Origin of the sequence: Vibrio coralliirubri (assembly GCF_024347375.1) — a bacterium.
GTDB classification, from domain to species: Bacteria; Pseudomonadota; Gammaproteobacteria; order Enterobacterales; family Vibrionaceae; genus Vibrio; species Vibrio coralliirubri.
Genome location: NZ_AP025470.1, coordinates 2,639,420 through 2,658,658, shown reverse-complemented (window position 1 = coordinate 2,658,658; position 19,239 = coordinate 2,639,420). Strand labels below are relative to the sequence as shown.

Below are 19,239 nucleotides of genomic sequence, written 5' to 3'. Positions count from 1 at the left end.
AGAGTGTTTCCTGCGCAGATTCTCTATGTTTCTCTCAAATCATAGCTGGGTTAAATTTGTTCATTTTGATGTTTTTTTGATGAGTGGTTAGAGGAGGTGAGCATGGATAAACTGGAAAACCCAACCGTCGATTTATGGCTATGTTCTTTGAGTGATTTGCGTGATGATGTAGGCAGTAAGTCACACCTCAAACAGACACTCACAGCTGATGAAATAGCGAAAGTCGAGCGGTATCGAATGCCCTCATCTCAAGTTCAAGCCCTGTATGTTCGCAACTACCTAAGAAAGGTGTTGTCTCGCTATTCTGATTTAATGCCCGAAGCGTGGCGCTTTGAATATGGCGAGAAAGGAAAGCCCAGTTTAGTCGCCGAACAGCAACTCATGACGGGGTTAAATTTCAATATCAGTCATAGCAAAGAACATTTGTTAATCGCGGTTTGCCAGAGAGTCGGGAAGCCAGTTCAATTAGGTGTCGATATCGAACATGCAAGAAGCTCGACCAATATCGATTCGATCATGAAGCACTATTTTTCAGATAAAGAATTGGCAGATTTATTTGAACTTAGTAAAGAGCTGCAGAGAGAGCGTTTTTTCGATCTTTGGGCGCTGAAGGAGTCGTACATCAAAGCGACAGGCAAGGGGCTAGCCACATCGTTGCGAAGCTTCTCGTTCGATTTCTCTAATTTGACCAAGCAAGTAGTGGAACTCGGCTCATCGGATGCTAAATCAGGCTTGTATCGCGAAATCAGGCTACATAGCGGGATTGGGTTGAATTTGGATTCTGCTCAACAAGACGATAGTTCTACAGATTGGCAGTGTTGCTTAGGGCGGTTGGATGAACAGTATCGCTTTGCGGTGACGCTTGGCGGGAATTTGCTACCCATGCAGATAGAGATGAGAACCTTCTCATCGTCTCACCTCTTTACGTCTATGTAGATAAAATAAAGCTAGCTCGACTCTCCAAGCATCGCTTTTAATACTTCAGCGGGTACAGGCTGAAGTTGTTTGTCTTTATCTAGGCAAACCATCTCGATATCACCAATCACGGCGGGTTTGGTCGCATCTTTACGCCATACCTCTTGTCGCCATAAGGTTTTGTATTTGCCATCGAGTTCAAAAGAGGTTCGGATGTCGCAGATCTCAGCGAACTCAACCCCATCTTGAAAAGTCATGTTGGCTTTATAGACCGCAAAACCTAGTCCGTGCTCATTCCACAATTCCGCCAGTTTATCGCTGCCCAAGACATGTTCGCGTGCCCGCTCGAAGTATTTAAGAAAGTTAGGGTGATAAACCACACCAGAGTGATCGGTATCTTCATAGTAAATTTGTACTGGGTGATGGTAGATCTGACTCATTGGTATCAACTCTTGGTAAGTAGTGGGACAGTAAATCTGACTAAGTTGTGCAGCACTCTACAGGATAGGTCGAAATTACTTCAAGACATCATCGGTAATGTGGCTTTTGGTCAGACCTCATTCATTACTAATACATTGGTCAGCTTCCACCCATTTACAAATATTCTATGTGTCATTTTCCACCCATTAATTTATGCGGCGAGTTGGCGACGACTATTGGTAGAACTTATGAAGCCTTGCGGTTAAAGGCTTGTTAATGAATTGTGTTAATGTGGCGCGCTAATTGCCTTAGTGAAAGCACGCAGTTCCCATTGAAGGGCTGCTTTGTTTACTAAGGAGAATAATAATGTTTAAGCCTCTTACCCTGCTGTCTGTATCTGCTCTGGCGCTCACTAGTTTTAATGCTGCTGCAAACTGTGACCCTGGTGAAATCGTGATTAAATTCAGTCATGTAACTAATACCGATAAGCACCCGAAAGGCATCGCCGCTTCTTTACTGGAAGAGCGAGTAAACACGGAAATGAATGGCAAAGCTTGTATGCAAGTTTTCCCTAACTCAACACTTTACGATGATAATAAGGTACTGGAAGCCCTGTTAAATGGTGATGTTCAAATGGCGGCGCCATCGCTGTCAAAATTTGAGAAGTTCACTAAAAAATACCGCATTTTTGACCTTCCTTTCCTATTTGAAGACGTAGAAGCCGTTGACCGTTTCCAAAACTCAGAATCTGGTGAAAAGCTGAAGAACGCGATGAAGCGTCGTGGCCTGCAAGGTCTTGCGTTTTGGCACAATGGCATGAAACAGATGTCGGCGAACAAACCTCTTATCAGCCCTGAAGATGCAAAAGGTTTGAAATTCCGTGTTCAAGCATCGGATGTATTGGTGGCTCAGTTTGAACAACTAGGCGCTAACCCACAGAAGATGTCTTTCAAAGAAGTGTACGGTGGCCTGCAAACTAAGGTTATCGATGGTCAAGAGAACACATGGTCAAACATCTACGGTAAGAAGTTCTTTGAAGTACAAGACGGCGTGACTGAAACCAATCACGGTATCTTGGATTACCTAGTTGTAACATCAAACGACTTCTGGAAAGACCTACCTGAAGATGTACGTACACAGCTTGGCACTATCGTTCAAGAAGTGTCTGAGACGCGTAATGCTGAATCTTCAAAAGTTAACCTAGCGAACAAAAACAACATCATCGAAGCGGGTGGTGAGGTTCGTACACTTACGCCTGAACAGCGTGAAGCATGGGTAGCTGCACTTCAACCAGTATGGAAGAAGTTTGAAAAAGACATCGGTTCAGACCTTATCGATGCAGCGTTAGCTTCAAACCAATAACACCGCTAAGGGAGTGGCGAGTATTCGTCACTCCTTATAAAAACAATTATAAGCGGAGTCAATTATGGAAAAGCCTCAAATGGAACAACCAAATTCTAGCGAATCAGCACTGGAAACCTCTCTTTTTTCTAAAGTCGGAAGAGTTACGGATGTGATTGAAGAGTCATTAATCGCATTTTTCCTTGGCGCAATGACGCTACTTACTTTTGCCAACGTGGTATTTCGATACGCATTCAATGACAACATCTTATGGGCACTTGAACTGACTGTGTTCATGTTTGCTTGGATGGTGTTAGTGGGCGCATCTTATGGCGTTAAAAAACATTTCCACATCGGTGTAGATGTGATCATTAACCTTGCCCCAGAAAAGCTACGCAAAGTGTATGCGTTAATCGCCGTGACCAGTTGCCTAGCATTTTCAATCTTACTTCTTATCGGCTCTTGGAATTACTGGTACCCATTCGCGACCGATCGCGCATGGTATGAGACCGATGATATTCCAATGCCAGAGATGCTTCAGTTTCTTGCTGACTGGCTGAATGAAGGCGAGCGATACGAGAAACTGCCACGTTTTATTCCTTATATGGCGCTGCCGATTGGCATGGCAATGCTGACGTTCCGTTTTGCTCAAGTTGCTTACCAAGTCGTAACAGGCAAGCTTGACCGCATGATTGCAGGACACGAAGCCGAAGAAGAACTGGATGCGTTGAAAGCGGACGTGTTAGCGGGCTCTGACGAAGATGCAACAGCGGTATTGAATTCGACTTCGCAGAACAAAGCGAATGAGTCGAGTACAAAATCTAACGGTAAGGAAGACTAATCATGGCAATGTTATTTCTATTTTTAATGGTAATTGCTTTCATGTTGGTCGGTGTGCCAATTGCAATTTCCCTCGGTTTATCGAGCGTAATATTCTTATTGATGCATTCAGATGCGTCATTAGCTTCAGTCGCACAAACGCTGTTTAATGCATTTGCAGGCCACTACACACTCTTAGCGATTCCTTTCTTTATCTTGGCCTCTAGCTTCATGTCTACTGGTGGCGTGGCGAAACGTATTATCCGTTTTGCTATCGCGATGGTGGGTTGGTTCCGCGGCGGCTTGGCGATGGCGTCGGTTGTGGCATGTATGATGTTCGCAGCCCTTTCTGGTTCATCTCCTGCAACGGTAGTGGCGATCGGTAGTATCGTTATCGCAGGTATGATCAAAAACGGTTACTCAAAAGAGTTCGCGGCAGGGGTTATCTGTAACGCAGGTACGTTGGGGATCTTGATTCCACCGTCAATCGTGATGGTGGTATACGCGGCGGCGACCGATGTGTCAGTAGGTCGTATGTTCCTTGGTGGCGTTATTCCTGGCCTGTTGGCGGGTGTGATGTTGATGATTGCTATCTACATTGCAGCACGTATTAAGAAGATTCCGGCACAGCCATTCGTGGGTTGGGGCGAGATGTTCGCAGCTGCGAAGGATGCGAGCTGGGGCTTGTTGCTGATTGTTATCATTTTAGGTGGTATCTACGGTGGCATCTTTACTCCGACAGAAGCGGCGGCAGTGGCTGCGGTGTATGCCTTCTTTATCGCCAACTTTATCTATAAAGATATGGGGCCGTTTGCGGACAAGAACAATACAAAGCCTGCTTTGGTAAAAGTGTTCCAAACTTTCTTCCATAAAGACACCAAAGACACGCTTTACGATGCAGGTAAGCTGACGATTATGCTGCTGTTTATCATTGCCAACGCTCTGATTCTTAAGCATGTACTGACCGAAGAACGCATTCCTCAAATGATCACCGAGTCTATGCTATCTGCGGGCTTAGGGCCGATCACCTTCTTGATTGTAGTGAACGTTTTACTCTTGATTGGTGGTCAGTTCATGGAGCCATCAGGCTTGCTGATCATCGTTGCGCCATTGGTATTCCCAATCGCCATTGCACTCGGTATCGATCCAATTCACCTAGGTATCATGATGGTAGTGAACATGGAGATAGGGATGATAACGCCGCCTGTCGGGCTCAATTTGTTTGTGACTGCCGGGGTCGCCAAGATGTCGATGATGAACGTAGTGAAAGCTGCACTGCCGTGGGTGGGCGTGATGTTCTTATTCCTGATTATCGTGACTTACGTGCCATGGGTATCTACATGGTTACCGACCACATTGATGGGACCGGAAATCATAACCAAGTAGTGGGCGGTTTAGTTACACGGCTAGTGTAACGAACGGTTTTATTATCAATGTAAATAACGGCGATAGATGAAGAGTTACACCTTTTCATCTATCGCTTTATTTTTCCCGCGCCTTATTGTGCCGCTTAAACGCCTGTCATAGCCTTTCCAGCGTACTTTTTTCTTTCTTCGCTCGCGCCCAGACCTTCTTTCTACTTCATAATGGTCATCAATCAGCACTGTATCTACAATGACAGGAATGGTCGTTTTTTCATTCATATGCAACTTATCCTTAAAGTCGACATATGAATTATGGAAGATGAACCTTATCTCTGCCAGTTTCGATATACATTCAGATTAAGCTACGCTTTGCGTTTTGTTTCGTGGTTGGTTCTTTTATCTCACAATTTAATTATTCACTTCGAAATCTATTGTTTTACTTAAAATTATCTTTATCGATTTGATAACGCTGCATTTTGTCGTAAAGCGTTTTTCTTGGGACATTTAATTGAGACATAGTTAATTTTATACTCCCTTCATTCTCAATCAACGCGCGTTCGATCACCGCTTTTTCGAACTCTGCCACTTGGTCCGATAGGCTAATGCTAGCGTCAGAGTGGATCTCTGAGTTCGCACCATCACCCAGTTGAGCTAATTTCCCGAGTAAGATGAAGCGTTCAGCGCTGTTACGTAATTCTCGAACATTTCCCGGCCAATCATGAGCCAAAAGTGCGTGCAGCTCCTTTTGTGGAAGGGCAGGGGCTGTCTTGCCATAACGCGCCGCAGCGACCAGTAAGAAGTGGTGGAAGAGTGCTGGGATATCTTCTTGTCGGCTTCTTAACGGCGGTAAATCTAGGGTCACAACATTGAGTCGATAATAGAGATCTTGGCGGAAAGTACCTTCTTCAGCGGCTTTCTTTAGGTCGACTTTAGTTGCCGCAATCACTCGAATATCGAGAGGGACTAAGCCATTAGACCCAACCCTTTCGATGACACGCTCTTGCAAGACGCGCAACAGGCGAATTTGTGCCTGCATCGGCATGGATTCTATCTCATCTAAGAATAGGGTTCCGCCTTGAGCAAATTCAAATTTACCCACTCGTTTGCTTTCTGCGCCAGTGAACGCACCTTTTTCATGGCCATACAGCTCACTCTCAATTAGGTTTTCAGGAACCGCTCCACAGTTGACCGCGACGAAGTTTTGTTCTCGCCTGCTGCTTTGTTCATGCAGAGAGCGTGCAACTAATTCTTTGCCTGTACCTGTTTCGCCAAATAACAATATGTCGGCATTGGTATCGGCAACGTGAGTGATGATAGACCGCAGCTCCGTCATTGATTGCGTGTCACCAATGATCCTTGGGCCAAGCGCTTGGCTGGCCTTGAGTGAACGTTTTAACTCAAGGTTCTCAAGGGTGAGCTGACGTTTTTCGAGCGCTCGCTTGGTGGTTTCGATTAGGCGTTCATTAGCGAAAGGTTTTTCAATGAAGTCATAGGCGCCGTATTGGATTGCTTGAACTGCCATTGAAATATCGCCGTGACCAGTAATCATAATTACGGGGATCTCTTTGTTTTTGTGCATCACGGTGTTGAGCAGATCATGCCCGGATAGACCCGGTAGACAGATATCAGTGATGATCACGTGAGGTAAACCGTTTTCTTGAATCGCGAGCAGAGCAGACTCCGCATCGGGAAAGAATTCGGCATCAATGTCGGCGAGCTCGAAGCTCTGTTCAATCGCCATTCTTAGGTCGGATTCATCATCAATGAAATAGACGTGACACATAGTGATTCCTTTATTTCTTTTTATTCTGGTTATTGCTGAGTTTTTGCTTACTGTTCTTGTTCAACAAGGGGTAACTCTATGCTGAATCGAGCACCACCTTGAGGGCTGCTACCGGTAACGAGCTTGCCATTTATTCCGCTGATTATTTGTTGAGAAATCGATAGCCCAAGTCCAAGTCCGTTTTTCTTGGTGGTATGGAAGGGTTCGAAAAAGTTCCCGTTCGAAGGGGAGGTGAAGCCGGGGCCGTTATCATCGACATGAATCAGTAAGGTATTGGCTTGTTGATGGTCGGACTCTCTAATCTCTAACAGAATAGCTAATTGTTTGTCGTCTTGTTGTTCCATCGCCTGAATCGCGTTGGTCAGCAGGTTAATGATCACCTGTTCTAGTTGAATGGCGTTGGCGAGCACGCAAGCATCAAAGGTTTCAGGGAGTTCGTTGACCTTAACTCGCTCGCTCTTGAGTTGTGGCTTCATCAGCTCTTTCGATGAATGTAAAACTGGGAGTATTTGTAAGGTGTGTAGCTCTTCTGCAGTGGATTTCTTGGCGAAAGAGCGAAGCTGGTGGCTGATTTTCGCCATACGATCAGTGAGTGCTGAGATTCGAGATAGATTGTCATCGACACGATCGGTTTTTTCTTTGGCAAGAAACAGTCGGCCGTTGTCGGCATAACTGCGAATCGCGGCAAGCGGGTTGTTTAACTCGTGACTGATGCTCGCTGACATCTGCCCTAGCACCGCCAGTTTAGCGGCTTGGATGAGCTCGTCTTGAGTTTGCCTTAGCACATGCTCGGTTTCGATACGGTGTTTGATCTCAACATGCAACTCCGATGTACGCTCAAGCACTTGAAACTCAAGCTTTTGTTTAGCTTCGGATTGCAGCCTGTCTATCTGAGCGCGTCTTTGTTGTCGATGGTGGTTTAGCTGCATCGTTAGATAAATGATCGCAAAGATAAGGCTCAGAACCACAAGGTAAGCAACCAAGTCCCACCAAACTAAGTGGGTTGGAGAAAATACCCGTATGGTGAGTTTTGGCTCGGCTAGGAAGCGAGAAGAGCTAAAGAACTGCTCTTGGACGAGTTTGTGTGGCGACTCAATAAGACTGGTGGCACCGTCTAAATCACCAGAGAAGTGCAGGCTTTCTATTTTTGTATCGAGATACTGCCTGCTTTCTTGAATTCGAGTGTGTTGTGCTTCGCTTAGCGGCTGAAGGCTTTTGAAAAGCCATTCAGGGTTACTCGACATAAATACGATCTGGTCTTTATCGTCAGCAACAAAAAAACTCTGTTTGCCTTTCCAACTTGCTTCAATTAGCGATAAATCCATCTTTACGACAATGACGCCAATAATCTCGGCGGCATAGGAGACGGGGTAAGAATAATAATAGCCTCGCTTTCCTGAGGTTGAACCTAGCGCAAAATATTGATTTTCATTGCCAATAATCGCTTCTTGAAAGTAAGGACGGAAAGCAAAATTACGACGAATAAAAGAATGCGGTTGATTCCAGTTACTGGCTGCAATGGTGGTGCCGATACTGTCTAGTAGGTAGGTGTCGGATGCTTGAATCACCGAGTTTACGTGCTCTAGATAACGATTAGTGAGCTCGATTTGCGCAGAGTTACTTGGAGAGTGCAGGGCATCGACCAGCTCTTTGTCTTTTGAAAGTAGCTCGGGTATGTGCGCGAACTTGTCCAATTGACTTGAAATGTGAACCGAAAAGCGGTCTAGCTTAGATTGGTGATCATTTAACAAACTTTCATGGCTTGTGCTCCACACCCAATGACCGCCAAACACCATCAGTAAACTGTATGTGACCATTAACAGTATTGGGATTCTAAAAGCTTGAAACATGAAGGCTCTCCGCTAATTTCTTTGGTAAACAATCAAGCCTGTCTTCTCTCGTTTATGGTAGTAAATAGCGGTAGTTTTTGCTTAAAGCAGAGAGTGAACAGATGGGTGTAGGTTAAGGGTTTGTAACGGGGATTGTTGAAAAAGTTATCGACTCTGAGGGGTAAAACAAGAGCAAGATCTCTTTTTAAGGTTTTTAGCAAAAAAAGCCCTCGATTCCCTTGAAAAAGTCGCTATTGTCCCCATTTCTGTTGTGCTAAGTGATGATTTGATCGTTTTTGTATCACTTAGTTGGACGAATTTAGAGCATTCATCATCATGCAGAGGTGAACGGCTCGACAGAGATTAAACAGATCGCTAGAATGTCGCGTCTAAAATTTCTGTCCTGAGGCTAATCGGAGATACCTTTCTTGTTTCTGAAAACAAGCTTTATTGCGTTTTAATCGACGTGTGAAGAACGAAGATATCGCTGATTAGTCTGGTGTTTGGTTGAATAATCAATTCAGACATCAATGCTCGATTTTAAATTAGGTGTTCGGATAGAGCACTACACAAGGATGCAGCCAACAACGTCTGCTTTTGAATTAAAGCTAAGTTACGGCTCATATGCTCAGATTACTGAGCCAGTTTTGAGGTTTATATAATGCAAGTTACTGTTGAAACGCTAGAAGGCCTAGAGCGCCGTCTTAATATTACTGTTCCTGCTGCTAACATCGAAGATGCAGTTACAGCTGAACTACGCAACATCGCGAAAAACCGTCGTTTCGATGGTTTCCGTAAAGGCAAAGTGCCAATGAAGATGGTTGCTAAAATGTACGGCAAAGCAGTACGTCAAGACGTGATGGGCGAAGTAATGCAACGTCACTTCATCGAAGCGATCGTTAAAGAGAAAATCAACCCAGCTGGCGCACCTACTTTCGCACCAGTTGAAAACAACGAAGGCGCTGACCTAGTATTCAACGCAACTTTTGAAGTTTACCCAGAAGTTGAGCTGAAAGGTCTAGAAAACATCACTGTTGAGAAACCAGCAGTAGAAGTTAAAGAAGCTGACGTTGAAGAGATGATCGAAACTCTACGTAAGCAACAAGCAACTTGGACTGAAGTTGAAGCTGCTGCTGACGCTGGTTCTCGTGCAACTATCGACTTCGTTGGTTCTATCGACGGTGAAGAGTTCGAAGGCGGCAAAGCTGAGAACTTCCCACTAGAGATGGGCGCTGGTCGCATGATCCCTGGCTTCGAAGACGGTATCGTTGGTAAAACAGCAGGTATGGAATTCGAAATCGACGTAAACTTCCCAGAAGATTACCACGCTGAAAACCTAAAAGGTAAAGCTGCTAAGTTCTCTATCAAGCTGAACAAAGTTGAAGCTCGTGAACTTCCAGAACTAAACGAAGAATTCGTTTCTAAGTTCGGCGCTGCTGACGGCGTTGAAGGTCTTAAAGCTGAAGTTCGTAAGAACATGGAGCGTGAGCTTAAGCAAGCTGTTAAGAACCGCATCAAAGAGCAAGCTATCGACGGTCTAGTTAACGAAAACAACATCGACGTACCTTCTGCTCTTATCGATCAAGAAATCGGTGTTCTACGTCAACAAGCTGCTCAACGTTTCGGTGGCAACACTGAAGCTGCTGACCAACTTCCACGTGAGCTGTTCGAAGAGCAAGCTAAACGTCGCGTAGTTGTAGGTCTTCTTCTTGGTGAAGTAATCAAGACTGAAGAGCTAAAAGCTGACGACGAGAAAGTTAAAGCTATCATCGAAGAGATGGCTACAGCATACGAGGATCCAACAGAAGTTATTGCTTACTACGAGCAAAACGAGCAAATGATGAACAACATGCGCAATGTTGCTCTAGAAGAGCAAGCTATTGATGCAATCATCGCTAAAGCTCAAGTTTCTGATAAAGAAGTTAGCTTCAACGAGCTAATGAATCAGCAACCTGCTTAATATAGTAATATCTGACGTAGAAGGTTGACGTACGGTCAACAATTCTGCTAACAATGGTCCGTATGATTTAATCATTCGGGCCATTTATTTTAGGGACATAAGAATATGAGCTACCAAGAAAAAAACACAATGCCATCGATTATGGACGCACTAGTTCCTATGGTGGTTGAACAGACTTCCCGTGGTGAACGTTCTTACGATATTTATTCTCGTCTATTAAAAGAACGTATCATTTTCTTAACAGGTCAAGTGGAAGACCACATGGCAAATCTTGTCGTGGCTCAACTGCTTTTCTTGGAATCAGAAAACCCAGACAAAGATATCTATCTTTACATCAACTCACCTGGCGGTAGCGTAACAGCAGGCATGTCTATCTACGACACAATGCAGTTCATCAAGCCAAACGTGAGCACAGTATGTATGGGTCAAGCTTGCTCTATGGGTGCATTCTTACTAGCGGGTGGTACTCCTGGTAAGCGTCACGTGCTTCCAAACTCACGTGTAATGATTCACCAGCCACTTGGCGGCTTCCAAGGCCAAGCGTCTGATATTCAAATTCACGCGCAAGAGATCCTAACGATCAAACAAAAGCTAAACAAACTATTGGCAGAGCACACTGGTCAGCCTTTAGAAGTTGTTGAGCGCGATACAGATCGTGATAACTTCATGTCTGCTGATCAAGCAGTAGAATACGGCTTAGTGGATTCAGTTCTTAATCACCGCGGTCAATAATTGCAGGGCAATTGTTTAACGCAAAGTGATTCAAATTGATATACACTCAAGCATAGAGAGTTAAGGCTAAGAGGTTAGCGAATGACAGATAAAAGCAAAGAGGGTGGTAGCGGTAAACTGCTTTACTGCTCTTTCTGTGGCAAAAGCCAACACGAAGTTCGCAAGTTAATCGCAGGTCCTTCTGTTTACATTTGTGATGAATGTGTCGATCTTTGTAACGACATTATTCGTGAAGAAATTAAAGATGTTCTTCCTAAGAAAGAATCGGAATCGCTGCCAACGCCGCGTGAGATTCGTGAGCATCTTGACGACTATGTAATCGGTCAAGAATACGCGAAGAAAGTGCTAGCAGTTGCAGTTTATAACCACTACAAGCGTTTACGTAATGGTGACACGACAGCTGAAGGCGTAGAGCTAGGTAAGAGTAACATTCTTCTTATCGGTCCTACTGGTAGTGGTAAAACACTACTGGCTGAAACATTGGCTCGTTTCCTAGACGTTCCTTTCACAATGGCAGACGCAACAACACTAACCGAAGCAGGTTACGTGGGCGAAGATGTTGAAAATATCATCCAGAAGTTGCTTCAGAAATGTGATTACGACGTAGCGAAAGCGGAACGCGGCATTGTTTACATCGATGAAATCGACAAGATTTCTCGTAAAGCTGAAAACCCATCAATCACGCGTGACGTGTCTGGTGAAGGTGTACAGCAAGCTCTACTAAAACTTGTTGAAGGTACAGTTGCTTCAGTTCCACCTCAAGGTGGTCGTAAGCATCCACAGCAAGAGTTCTTGCAAGTGGACACGTCTAAGATCCTATTTATCTGTGGTGGTGCGTTTGCAGGCCTAGATAAAGTGATTGAACAGCGTGTAGAAACAGGTTCAGGTATCGGCTTTGGCGCAGAAGTGCGTTCAAAAGACGAAACCAAAACGATCGGTGAATTGTTCACTCAAGTAGAACCTGAAGATCTAGTGAAATATGGTCTGATTCCAGAATTCATTGGTCGTCTACCTGTGACAACTACACTGACAGAGCTTGATGAAGAAGCGCTAATCCAAATCCTATGTGAGCCAAAGAATGCACTGACAAAACAGTACGCAGCATTATTTGAGCTTGAGGATACAGAGTTAGAATTCCGTGAAGACGCCCTACGCGCAATTGCTAAGAAAGCAATGAACCGTAAAACAGGTGCTCGTGGTCTGCGCTCTATCTTGGAGGGTGTTCTACTAGAAACTATGTACGAACTGCCATCTTCAACTGATGTAAGCAAGGTTGTGATTGATGAGTCGGTAATTAATGGTGAGTCAGAACCACTGTTGATTTACAGCAACTCAGATAACCAAGCAGCTGTTGCAGAGTAGGTCTTTTTTAGACAAGTCACTCAAATTGAAAAAGGAGGTAAGCAATTACCTCCTTTTTTTTATTCTTCCATTGAATCCAGTCGTTTAAGCCCCATATACTGCTTTATAAGTTAAAGCGGAAGAGAGAAATATATGAACTTGGAACGTTCCGAGCGTATCGAAATCCCCGTGCTACCTCTACGTGATGTAGTGGTTTACCCACACATGGTTATTCCATTGTTTGTCGGTCGTGAAAAATCGATTACATGCCTTGAATCGGCAATGGAAGCTAACAAACAAGTACTACTTGTAGCGCAGAAAGAAGCGGACACTGATGAGCCTTCAATCGACGACCTATTTAACGTAGGTACAGTCGCTACTATTCTTCAGTTATTAAAGCTCCCTGATGGTACGGTTAAAGTACTTGTTGAAGGTCAGCAGCGTGCAAAAATTCACCAATTCAAAGAAAGTGAATTCTTCTTAGCGGATGCCGAATACGTTGTTACCTCAGAACTTGACGAAAAAGAACAAGAAGTGGTTGTTCGCAGTGCGATCAATCAATTCGAAGGCTTTATTAAGCTGAACAAAAAGATTCCACCAGAGGTTCTAACGTCTCTGAACGGTATTGATGAGGCAGCTCGCCTTGCTGATACGATTGCTGCGCACATGCCACTTAAGTTGGTAGACAAGCAGCACGTTCTAGAAATCTTAGATGTAACTGAACGTCTGGAATTCTTGATGGGCCAAATGGAGTCAGAAATTGACATCCTGCAAGTTGAAAAACGCATCCGTGGCCGCGTTAAGAAACAGATGGAAAAATCTCAGCGTGAGTACTACCTGAATGAGCAAATGAAAGCGATTCAGAAAGAACTTGGCGAGATGGACGACGCACCTGATGAATTCGAGACTCTGAAGAAGAAGATCGAAGATTCTAAGATGCCTCAAGAAGCTCGTGAGAAAACTGAGCAAGAACTGCAAAAACTGAAAATGATGTCGCCAATGTCTGCTGAAGCAACAGTAGTACGTAGCTACATTGATTGGATGGTTGGCGTTCCTTGGGCTAAGCGTTCAAAAGTTAAAAAGAATTTAGCGAAAGCGGAAGAGATCTTAAACGAAGATCACTACGGCTTGGAGCGTGTTAAAGAACGTATTCTTGAGTACTTGGCAGTACAAAATCGTATCAACAAGCTAAAAGGTCCAATCCTTTGTCTTGTAGGTCCTCCTGGTGTAGGTAAAACCTCGCTAGGTCGTTCGATTGCTGCGGCAACGGGTCGTAAGTACACACGTATGGCACTAGGTGGCGTTCGTGATGAAGCTGAGATTCGTGGTCACCGTCGTACGTACATCGGTTCACTTCCGGGTAAATTAATCCAGAAGATGTCTAAAGTTGGCGTTAAGAACCCACTGTTCCTATTAGATGAAATCGATAAGATGTCTTCTGATATGCGTGGCGACCCGTCTTCAGCGCTTCTAGAAGTTCTAGACCCTGAGCAAAACAATGCATTCAACGATCACTATCTAGAAGTCGATTACGATCTGTCTGATGTGATGTTCGTTGCAACGTCTAACTCGATGGACATTCCTGGCCCACTACTGGACCGTATGGAAGTCATTCGTCTGTCTGGTTACACAGAAGATGAAAAGCTGAACATTGCTAAGAGCCACCTATTGGACAAGCAAGTTCAACGCAACGGTCTTAAGCCTCATGAGATTGAGATTGAAGACTCTGCAATCATCGGCATCATTCGTTACTACACGCGTGAAGCGGGTGTACGTAGCCTAGAGCGTGAAATCTCTAAGATCTGTCGTAAAGCAGTGAAGAACATCTTGCTAGACAGCGACCTTAAGTCTGTAACGGTTAACATTGATAACCTGAAAGAGTACTTAGGCGTTCAACGTCATGACTTCGGTAAAGCGGATGAAAGCAACCGTATTGGTCAAGTGACTGGTTTAGCTTGGACTCAAGTTGGTGGTGATCTACTGACTATCGAAACTGAAGCAATGCCGGGTAAAGGTAAGCTAACGCAAACCGGTTCACTTGGCGATGTGATGAAAGAATCGATCCAAGCGGCAATGACCGTGGTTCGTTCTCGTGCAGAAAAACTGGGTATTAACTCGGATTTCTACGAAAAGCGCGATATTCACGTTCACGTACCAGAAGGTGCTACACCGAAAGATGGCCCGAGTGCGGGTATCGCAATGTGTACTGCCTTAGTGTCTAGCTTGACGGGTAACCCTGTTAAAGCTGAGGTCGGTATGACAGGTGAAATTACCCTTCGTGGTGAAGTTTTACCTATCGGTGGCTTGAAAGAAAAACTGCTTGCAGCACACCGTGGCGGCATCAAAACTGTACTGATTCCTAAAGACAATGAGCGTGATTTGGAAGAGATTCCAGACAACGTAATCGCTGACTTGAAGGTGATCCCGGTTCAGTGGATTGATGAAGTACTCAAAGTCGCGCTAGAACGAGATCCGTCAGGGGTCGAGTTTGACGTGAAAAAATAGTGATGCATAGCAAAAATAAGTAAAGAATTACGCTGATAGGCCCGAAAAGGCTTGTCAGCGTTTTTTTTGGACGCTAAGTTATTGATCAAAGCGGCAGCCCTTTTGCAATAAGGCTTGCGGCTAAATTAAAACCAAAATGGAACGTACAGTCATCAGAAGTAGTCACAGATGACACATAGGGGAAAAACAGTGAATAAAACACAACTAGTAGAATCAATCGCAGAAAACGCAGACATCTCTAAAGCTTCAGCTGGCCGCGCTCTAGACGCATTCATCGAAGCAGTTGGCACAACGCTACAATCAGGCGACCAAGTTGCACTTGTTGGCTTTGGTACTTTCAGTGTTCGTACTCGTGCTGCTCGTACAGGTCGTAACCCAAAAACTGGTGAAGAGATCCAAATCGCAGAAGCTAAAGTACCTGGCTTCAAAGCGGGTAAAGCACTTAAAGACGCATGTAACTAATTTTCACTGCTGAAACCTCCATTTAAGAGGGGAAGGCAGTAAAATGCGTTTACTGTTTGAAAAATGATGTTTCATTCTTAAACAGTATGTGTACAAAGCACATTGAACTTATTTAAATTATGCGCATCCTACTGATGCGCATTTCTTTTTCTGATAATATCGCGTGAATAGATTTTTATTTTGAAGCCAATGCTTCATATCCGGAGAGCACTTAAATTATGATGGATCGATTACGCGAAGGCGTGAATAGCATCGCGGTAAAAATTATCCTTGGGTTGATTATCCTGTCATTCGTATTCGCAGGTGTAGGCAGCTACATCACCGGTGGCGGTAACAACGCAGCAGCTAAAGTTGGCAACACAGAAATTGCTCGTGGTGAGTTCGAGCAGGCTTACCAAAACGAACGTAACCGTATGCAGTCTCAACTTGGCGATTACTTCGCGCAAATGCTTGCAGACCCTGCTTACGTAGAGTCTTTCCGTAAATCAGTACTGGATCGCATGATCAATGATGTACTGCTTGAGCAACAAGCTGAGTCTCTAGGCCTACGAATCAGTGATTCTCAAATCCGTACCATGATTCTAGAAATGCCTCAGTTCCAAACGGCTGGTCAATTCGACCAAGAAGTTTACCAAGCAGCACTGCGTCGTGCAGGTTTCAGCGCAGAGAGCTTCGCTGAATACATGCGTCGTGACCTAATGCGCAACCAGCTTGTGACTGCACTTCAAGGCAGTGAATTCGTTCTTCAGGGCGAAATCGATACTCAGAGCAAGCTTATCGCACAAACTCGTGATATTCGCACAGTGACACTGTCTGTTGCTGACCTTGCAAAAGGCATCGAGTTAACTGACGAACAAATCGAACAGTACTACCAAGAGAACCCAGTAGCTTACACTCGTCCAGAGCAAGCTAAGGTATCTTACATTGAGCTTTCTGCTGAAGCGCTTAAGTCTCAGCTTGAAGTAAGCGATGAAGAAGCACAGAAATACTACCAAGAGCACCTAGACAAGTACTCAACTGAAGAGCAACGTAAAGTTAGCCACATCCTAGTTCAAGGCGACGACGAAGCGAAAGCTCAGTCAATCCTAGACGAGCTAAATGCAGGCGCTGATTTTGCTACGCTAGCGGAAGAGAAATCTGACGACTTCGGTAGTGCAGACGTTGGCGGTGACCTAGGTTGGATTGAACGCGATGTTATGGACCCAGCATTCGAAGACGCGGCTTTCGCTCTTGAGAATATTGGTGATACGACTGGCCTAGTTAAATCTGATTTCGGCTACCACATCATCAAGCTAGACGAACTAAAAGCGTCTCAAGCTCAGCCTTACACTGAAGTAGCGGCAGAGATTAAGACAGAGCTTCTAGACCAACACGCAGTTGATCAATTCTACGAGCAACAAACTGAGCTAGAAAAAGTAGCGTTTGAATTCCCAGATTCTCTAGATGACTCTGCAGAAGCCATCAACGCTAAGATCACAACGACAGATTTTATCTCTCAAGTTGACGCTCCAGAAGTTCTAATGACGCCTGCAGTTATGCAAGCTATCTTGAGCCCTGAAGTGAAAGAAGACGGTCTAAACTCAGAAGTTATCGAAGTTGCGCCTGAGCACGTAATTGTTGTTCGTGTAGAAGAGACTCGTGATGAGACAGTTCTTCCTCTAGCTGAAGTGAAAGATCAAGTTGTCGCTGCATTGTCTGCTGTACAAGCAGAGCAACAAGCGGTTGAGCTAGGTGTTTCTCTAGTGAACGAACTTGAGCAAGGCAATGAAGCAGTACTAGCGGACAACAACCTTGAGTTCACTGAACTTGAGACGATTGACCGTAACTCGCCATTAGCGGCATCTGTATTCGCTCTAGCGAAACCAGAAGCAGGCCAAGCTGTGTTTGGTCAATCTAAAGACCAAGACGGTAACATTGTTGTTGTTGAGCTTTCTAAAGTGACTGCTGAAATCAACCCAGCTTACAGCACTCAAATTGGTGCACAGTTGGAGCGAGTTGGTAATCAACAAGATCTGACTAACGTACTAAACGTACTTCGTAAAAACGCAGACGTTGAATACTACGTAGTGGGTCAAGGTCAGTAAGCGTTTGATTCCCTCAGTAGCAAGCTCAAGTTAGAGTTGACTACTGAGAATCAACATGTGATTGTTAAGCTCCAATTCAGATTTGTGAGCCAACAAACAAGCTGATGAAAATAAGATGTATAACGAAGCGGGTCACTTAGGTGACCCGCTTTATTTTTATCTGGTGATTGTGTTATCTAGCGCGGCAAATGCATAAGTTACGTTTTTTGAACAAAGGAACGATTTATGCGCACGACATATTCAACACTATTTCTTTCATTTCTGATGCTCTTAAGCCCTGCTGTGTTTGCAGACAGCCCAACCAAGGCTGAGCTTTACGATGGCATTGAGATTACGGTCAACATCAATACCGCGACAGCAGAAGAACTTTCAGCACTATTGGTTGGCGTGGGTGACAAGAAAGCCAAAGAGATCGTCGATTACAGAGATCAGAATGGGGCATTTACGACTGCTGATGATTTGGTGAGTGTCAAAGGGATAGGTGAAGCGACGGTTGAAAAGAATCGCGAAAGAATTCAGCTTTGATCCGTTCTTTTATTCATTAGAAATGAAACGACAGCCATGAAGCCTCCAGCCAGTGCTCCTGCTAGGTGGGCTTCAATTGCAACACGAGCGTTAATCAGTTCGCCAGTCGTACTAGAAGGACCAATAAGCTGCTCCCAAGCGATTTTAGCGACTAATCCGAACACTAACAGCCAACTAGACTTCCTGCCGTTTAAAGCCTCTCTGAGCGCGAATAAGCCAAACAACCCATGCAAAGTGCCCGATAGGCCAACATAGATCTGAATACTTGAAAACAACAGAGCGACGCCAGTCACTAAACTAATCACAAGCAAAGCAACAACAAGCTGTTTTTTACTCGGTTGAAACAGGTAGCTGATGATCCACAAGCCTGCTAGATTCATCAGAAGATGCGAGTAGTTGGTATGTGAAAAGTTTCCTGTTAGGATTCGCCACCATTGCCCCTCGGCAATCGCATTGCTATCCCAAATGGCCCAAGCTTGTATTGGCTCAAATTGGAATAAGACGCATAAAAGTGAAGTAAAAATTAAAACAGGGTACACATTAAATCCATGTCTCGTTATTGCCCCCAATGCAGCAAGGCTTTGAAAGCTTGTATTTGTCAGTGGGTTACACCACTCGAATCGAATGTTGAGCTTATCATTCTTCAGCACCCATCAGAAGAGCATCGTCCGATGGGAACGGCGCGTATTCTCTCGTTGTCTCTAAAGAACAGCGTGACGTTTGTTGGTGAAGACTTTTCAGACAACGAACAACTCAACGCAATGCTGGCCGATGAACAGTACCAACATGTGATTTTATACCCAAGCGAAAATTCTGCTTTAGTTGAGTCTGCGACATGTCCTAATAAGAAGCTGCGTGTAATTTTATTGGATGGTACGTGGAAAAAGGCATTCAAGATGTGGCAAGTATCGAGTAACTTGCATGCGCTGAACACGGTTCATTTACCGAAAGATCTCAAGGGTAACTACCGAATTCGCAAAGCACCCAGTGAAAACAGCCTTTCAACCGTTGAAGCTGGCTATCATTTGCTTAGCTTGTTAGAGAGTGATGGCGACTTTAGCCCATTGCTAACGGCATTTGACCAAATGATTCAGTTTCAAATCAATCAAATGCCGCCGGGTGTGTTTGAGAAAAACTACTTAGATTAAGCCGATTCACT

Annotated in this window: 17 protein-coding genes and 1 pseudogene; 13 read left to right on the top strand and 5 right to left on the bottom strand. The window is 44.5% G+C overall.

Features of this window, described 5'->3' with window-relative positions; all coding sequences use genetic code 11:
* Positions 1 to 102 precede the first annotated feature (102 nt).
* On the top strand, positions 103 to 936 hold the full coding sequence (locus OCV20_RS12105; RefSeq protein WP_414503108.1) for a 4'-phosphopantetheinyl transferase family protein: 834 nt from the start codon (positions 103 to 105) through the stop codon (positions 934 to 936).
* 11 nt (positions 937 to 947) lie between these two features.
* On the opposite strand, the gene OCV20_RS12100 is transcribed toward OCV20_RS12105, so the two are convergent.
* A complete protein-coding gene (locus OCV20_RS12100; RefSeq protein WP_048607892.1) occupies positions 948 to 1,355 on the bottom strand; it encodes a thioesterase family protein in 408 nt (135 codons plus the stop codon).
* 346 nt (positions 1,356 to 1,701) lie between these two features.
* Here OCV20_RS12100 and OCV20_RS12095 point away from each other — a divergent pair, with 346 nt between their 5' ends.
* From OCV20_RS12095 to OCV20_RS12085, 3 genes are all read left to right on the top strand, one after another.
* A complete protein-coding gene (locus OCV20_RS12095) occupies positions 1,702 to 2,697 on the top strand; it encodes a TRAP transporter substrate-binding protein (protein ID WP_016788636.1) in 996 nt (331 codons plus the stop codon).
* Positions 2,698 to 2,761: 64 nt separating this feature from the next.
* On the top strand, positions 2,762 to 3,517 hold the full coding sequence (locus OCV20_RS12090; RefSeq protein ID WP_050635215.1) for a TRAP transporter small permease: 756 nt from the start codon (positions 2,762 to 2,764) through the stop codon (positions 3,515 to 3,517).
* 2 nt (positions 3,518 to 3,519) lie between these two features.
* Complete coding sequence (locus OCV20_RS12085; protein ID WP_017060625.1) at positions 3,520 to 4,881, top strand: TRAP transporter large permease; 1,362 nt, start codon at positions 3,520 to 3,522, stop codon at positions 4,879 to 4,881.
* Between the two features lie 74 nt (positions 4,882 to 4,955).
* On the opposite strand, the gene OCV20_RS12080 is transcribed toward OCV20_RS12085, so the two are convergent.
* The 3 genes from OCV20_RS12080 to OCV20_RS12070 form a co-directional block, all read right to left on the bottom strand.
* Entirely contained in the window at positions 4,956 to 5,138 is a 183-nt protein-coding gene (locus OCV20_RS12080) for a hypothetical protein (RefSeq protein ID WP_017064086.1), read from the bottom strand.
* 157 nt (positions 5,139 to 5,295) lie between these two features.
* Positions 5,296 to 6,642, bottom strand: a complete 1,347-nt coding sequence (locus tag OCV20_RS12075) for a sigma-54-dependent transcriptional regulator (protein ID WP_086774312.1) — start codon at positions 6,640 to 6,642, stop codon at positions 5,296 to 5,298.
* 47 nt (positions 6,643 to 6,689) lie between these two features.
* Complete coding sequence (locus OCV20_RS12070) at positions 6,690 to 8,492, bottom strand: sensor histidine kinase (protein WP_086774311.1); 1,803 nt, start codon at positions 8,490 to 8,492, stop codon at positions 6,690 to 6,692.
* Between the two features lie 163 nt (positions 8,493 to 8,655).
* Between OCV20_RS12070 and OCV20_RS25885 the strand changes: the two are divergent.
* The 8 genes and pseudogenes from OCV20_RS25885 to OCV20_RS12035 all read left to right on the top strand — a co-directional run.
* A pseudogene (locus OCV20_RS25885) lies at positions 8,656 to 8,838 on the top strand (hypothetical protein); the annotation flags it as partial.
* A gap of 294 nt (positions 8,839 to 9,132) precedes the next feature.
* Entirely contained in the window at positions 9,133 to 10,431 is a 1,299-nt protein-coding gene (tig, locus tag OCV20_RS12065) for a trigger factor (protein WP_017106221.1), read from the top strand.
* A 105-nt stretch (positions 10,432 to 10,536) separates the two neighbouring features.
* A complete protein-coding gene (clpP, locus tag OCV20_RS12060) occupies positions 10,537 to 11,163 on the top strand; it encodes an ATP-dependent Clp endopeptidase proteolytic subunit ClpP (protein WP_004736080.1) in 627 nt (208 codons plus the stop codon).
* Positions 11,164 to 11,244: 81 nt separating this feature from the next.
* Positions 11,245 to 12,525 (top strand): ATP-dependent protease ATP-binding subunit ClpX, encoded by a 1,281-nt coding sequence (clpX, locus tag OCV20_RS12055; protein ID WP_009847283.1) that lies wholly within the window; start codon positions 11,245 to 11,247, stop codon positions 12,523 to 12,525.
* A 132-nt stretch (positions 12,526 to 12,657) separates the two neighbouring features.
* Positions 12,658 to 15,009 carry an endopeptidase La gene (gene lon, locus OCV20_RS12050; protein WP_019824784.1) on the top strand — a complete coding sequence of 784 codons (2,352 nt, stop codon included), beginning with the start codon at positions 12,658 to 12,660 and terminating at the stop codon, positions 15,007 to 15,009.
* 189 nt (positions 15,010 to 15,198) lie between these two features.
* Positions 15,199 to 15,471 carry an HU family DNA-binding protein gene (locus OCV20_RS12045; protein ID WP_004736083.1) on the top strand — a complete coding sequence of 91 codons (273 nt, stop codon included), beginning with the start codon at positions 15,199 to 15,201 and terminating at the stop codon, positions 15,469 to 15,471.
* A gap of 218 nt (positions 15,472 to 15,689) precedes the next feature.
* A complete protein-coding gene (gene ppiD, locus OCV20_RS12040) occupies positions 15,690 to 17,555 on the top strand; it encodes a peptidylprolyl isomerase (RefSeq protein ID WP_086774310.1) in 1,866 nt (621 codons plus the stop codon).
* A gap of 225 nt (positions 17,556 to 17,780) precedes the next feature.
* A complete protein-coding gene (locus tag OCV20_RS12035; RefSeq protein WP_086774309.1) occupies positions 17,781 to 18,080 on the top strand; it encodes a ComEA family DNA-binding protein in 300 nt (99 codons plus the stop codon).
* On the opposite strand, the gene rrtA is transcribed toward OCV20_RS12035, so the two are convergent.
* Positions 18,071 to 18,619: a rhombosortase gene (gene rrtA / locus OCV20_RS12030; protein WP_086774308.1), complete on the bottom strand. Its 549-nt coding sequence runs from the start codon at positions 18,617 to 18,619 to the stop codon at positions 18,071 to 18,073. The two genes, OCV20_RS12035 and rrtA, sit on opposite strands and share 10 nt — an antisense overlap.
* A gap of 9 nt (positions 18,620 to 18,628) precedes the next feature.
* On the opposite strand from rrtA, the gene OCV20_RS12025 reads away from it, so the two are divergent.
* Positions 18,629 to 19,228: a tRNA-uridine aminocarboxypropyltransferase gene (locus OCV20_RS12025; protein WP_086774307.1), complete on the top strand. Its 600-nt coding sequence runs from the start codon at positions 18,629 to 18,631 to the stop codon at positions 19,226 to 19,228.
* Positions 19,229 to 19,239: the final 11 nt, after the last annotated feature.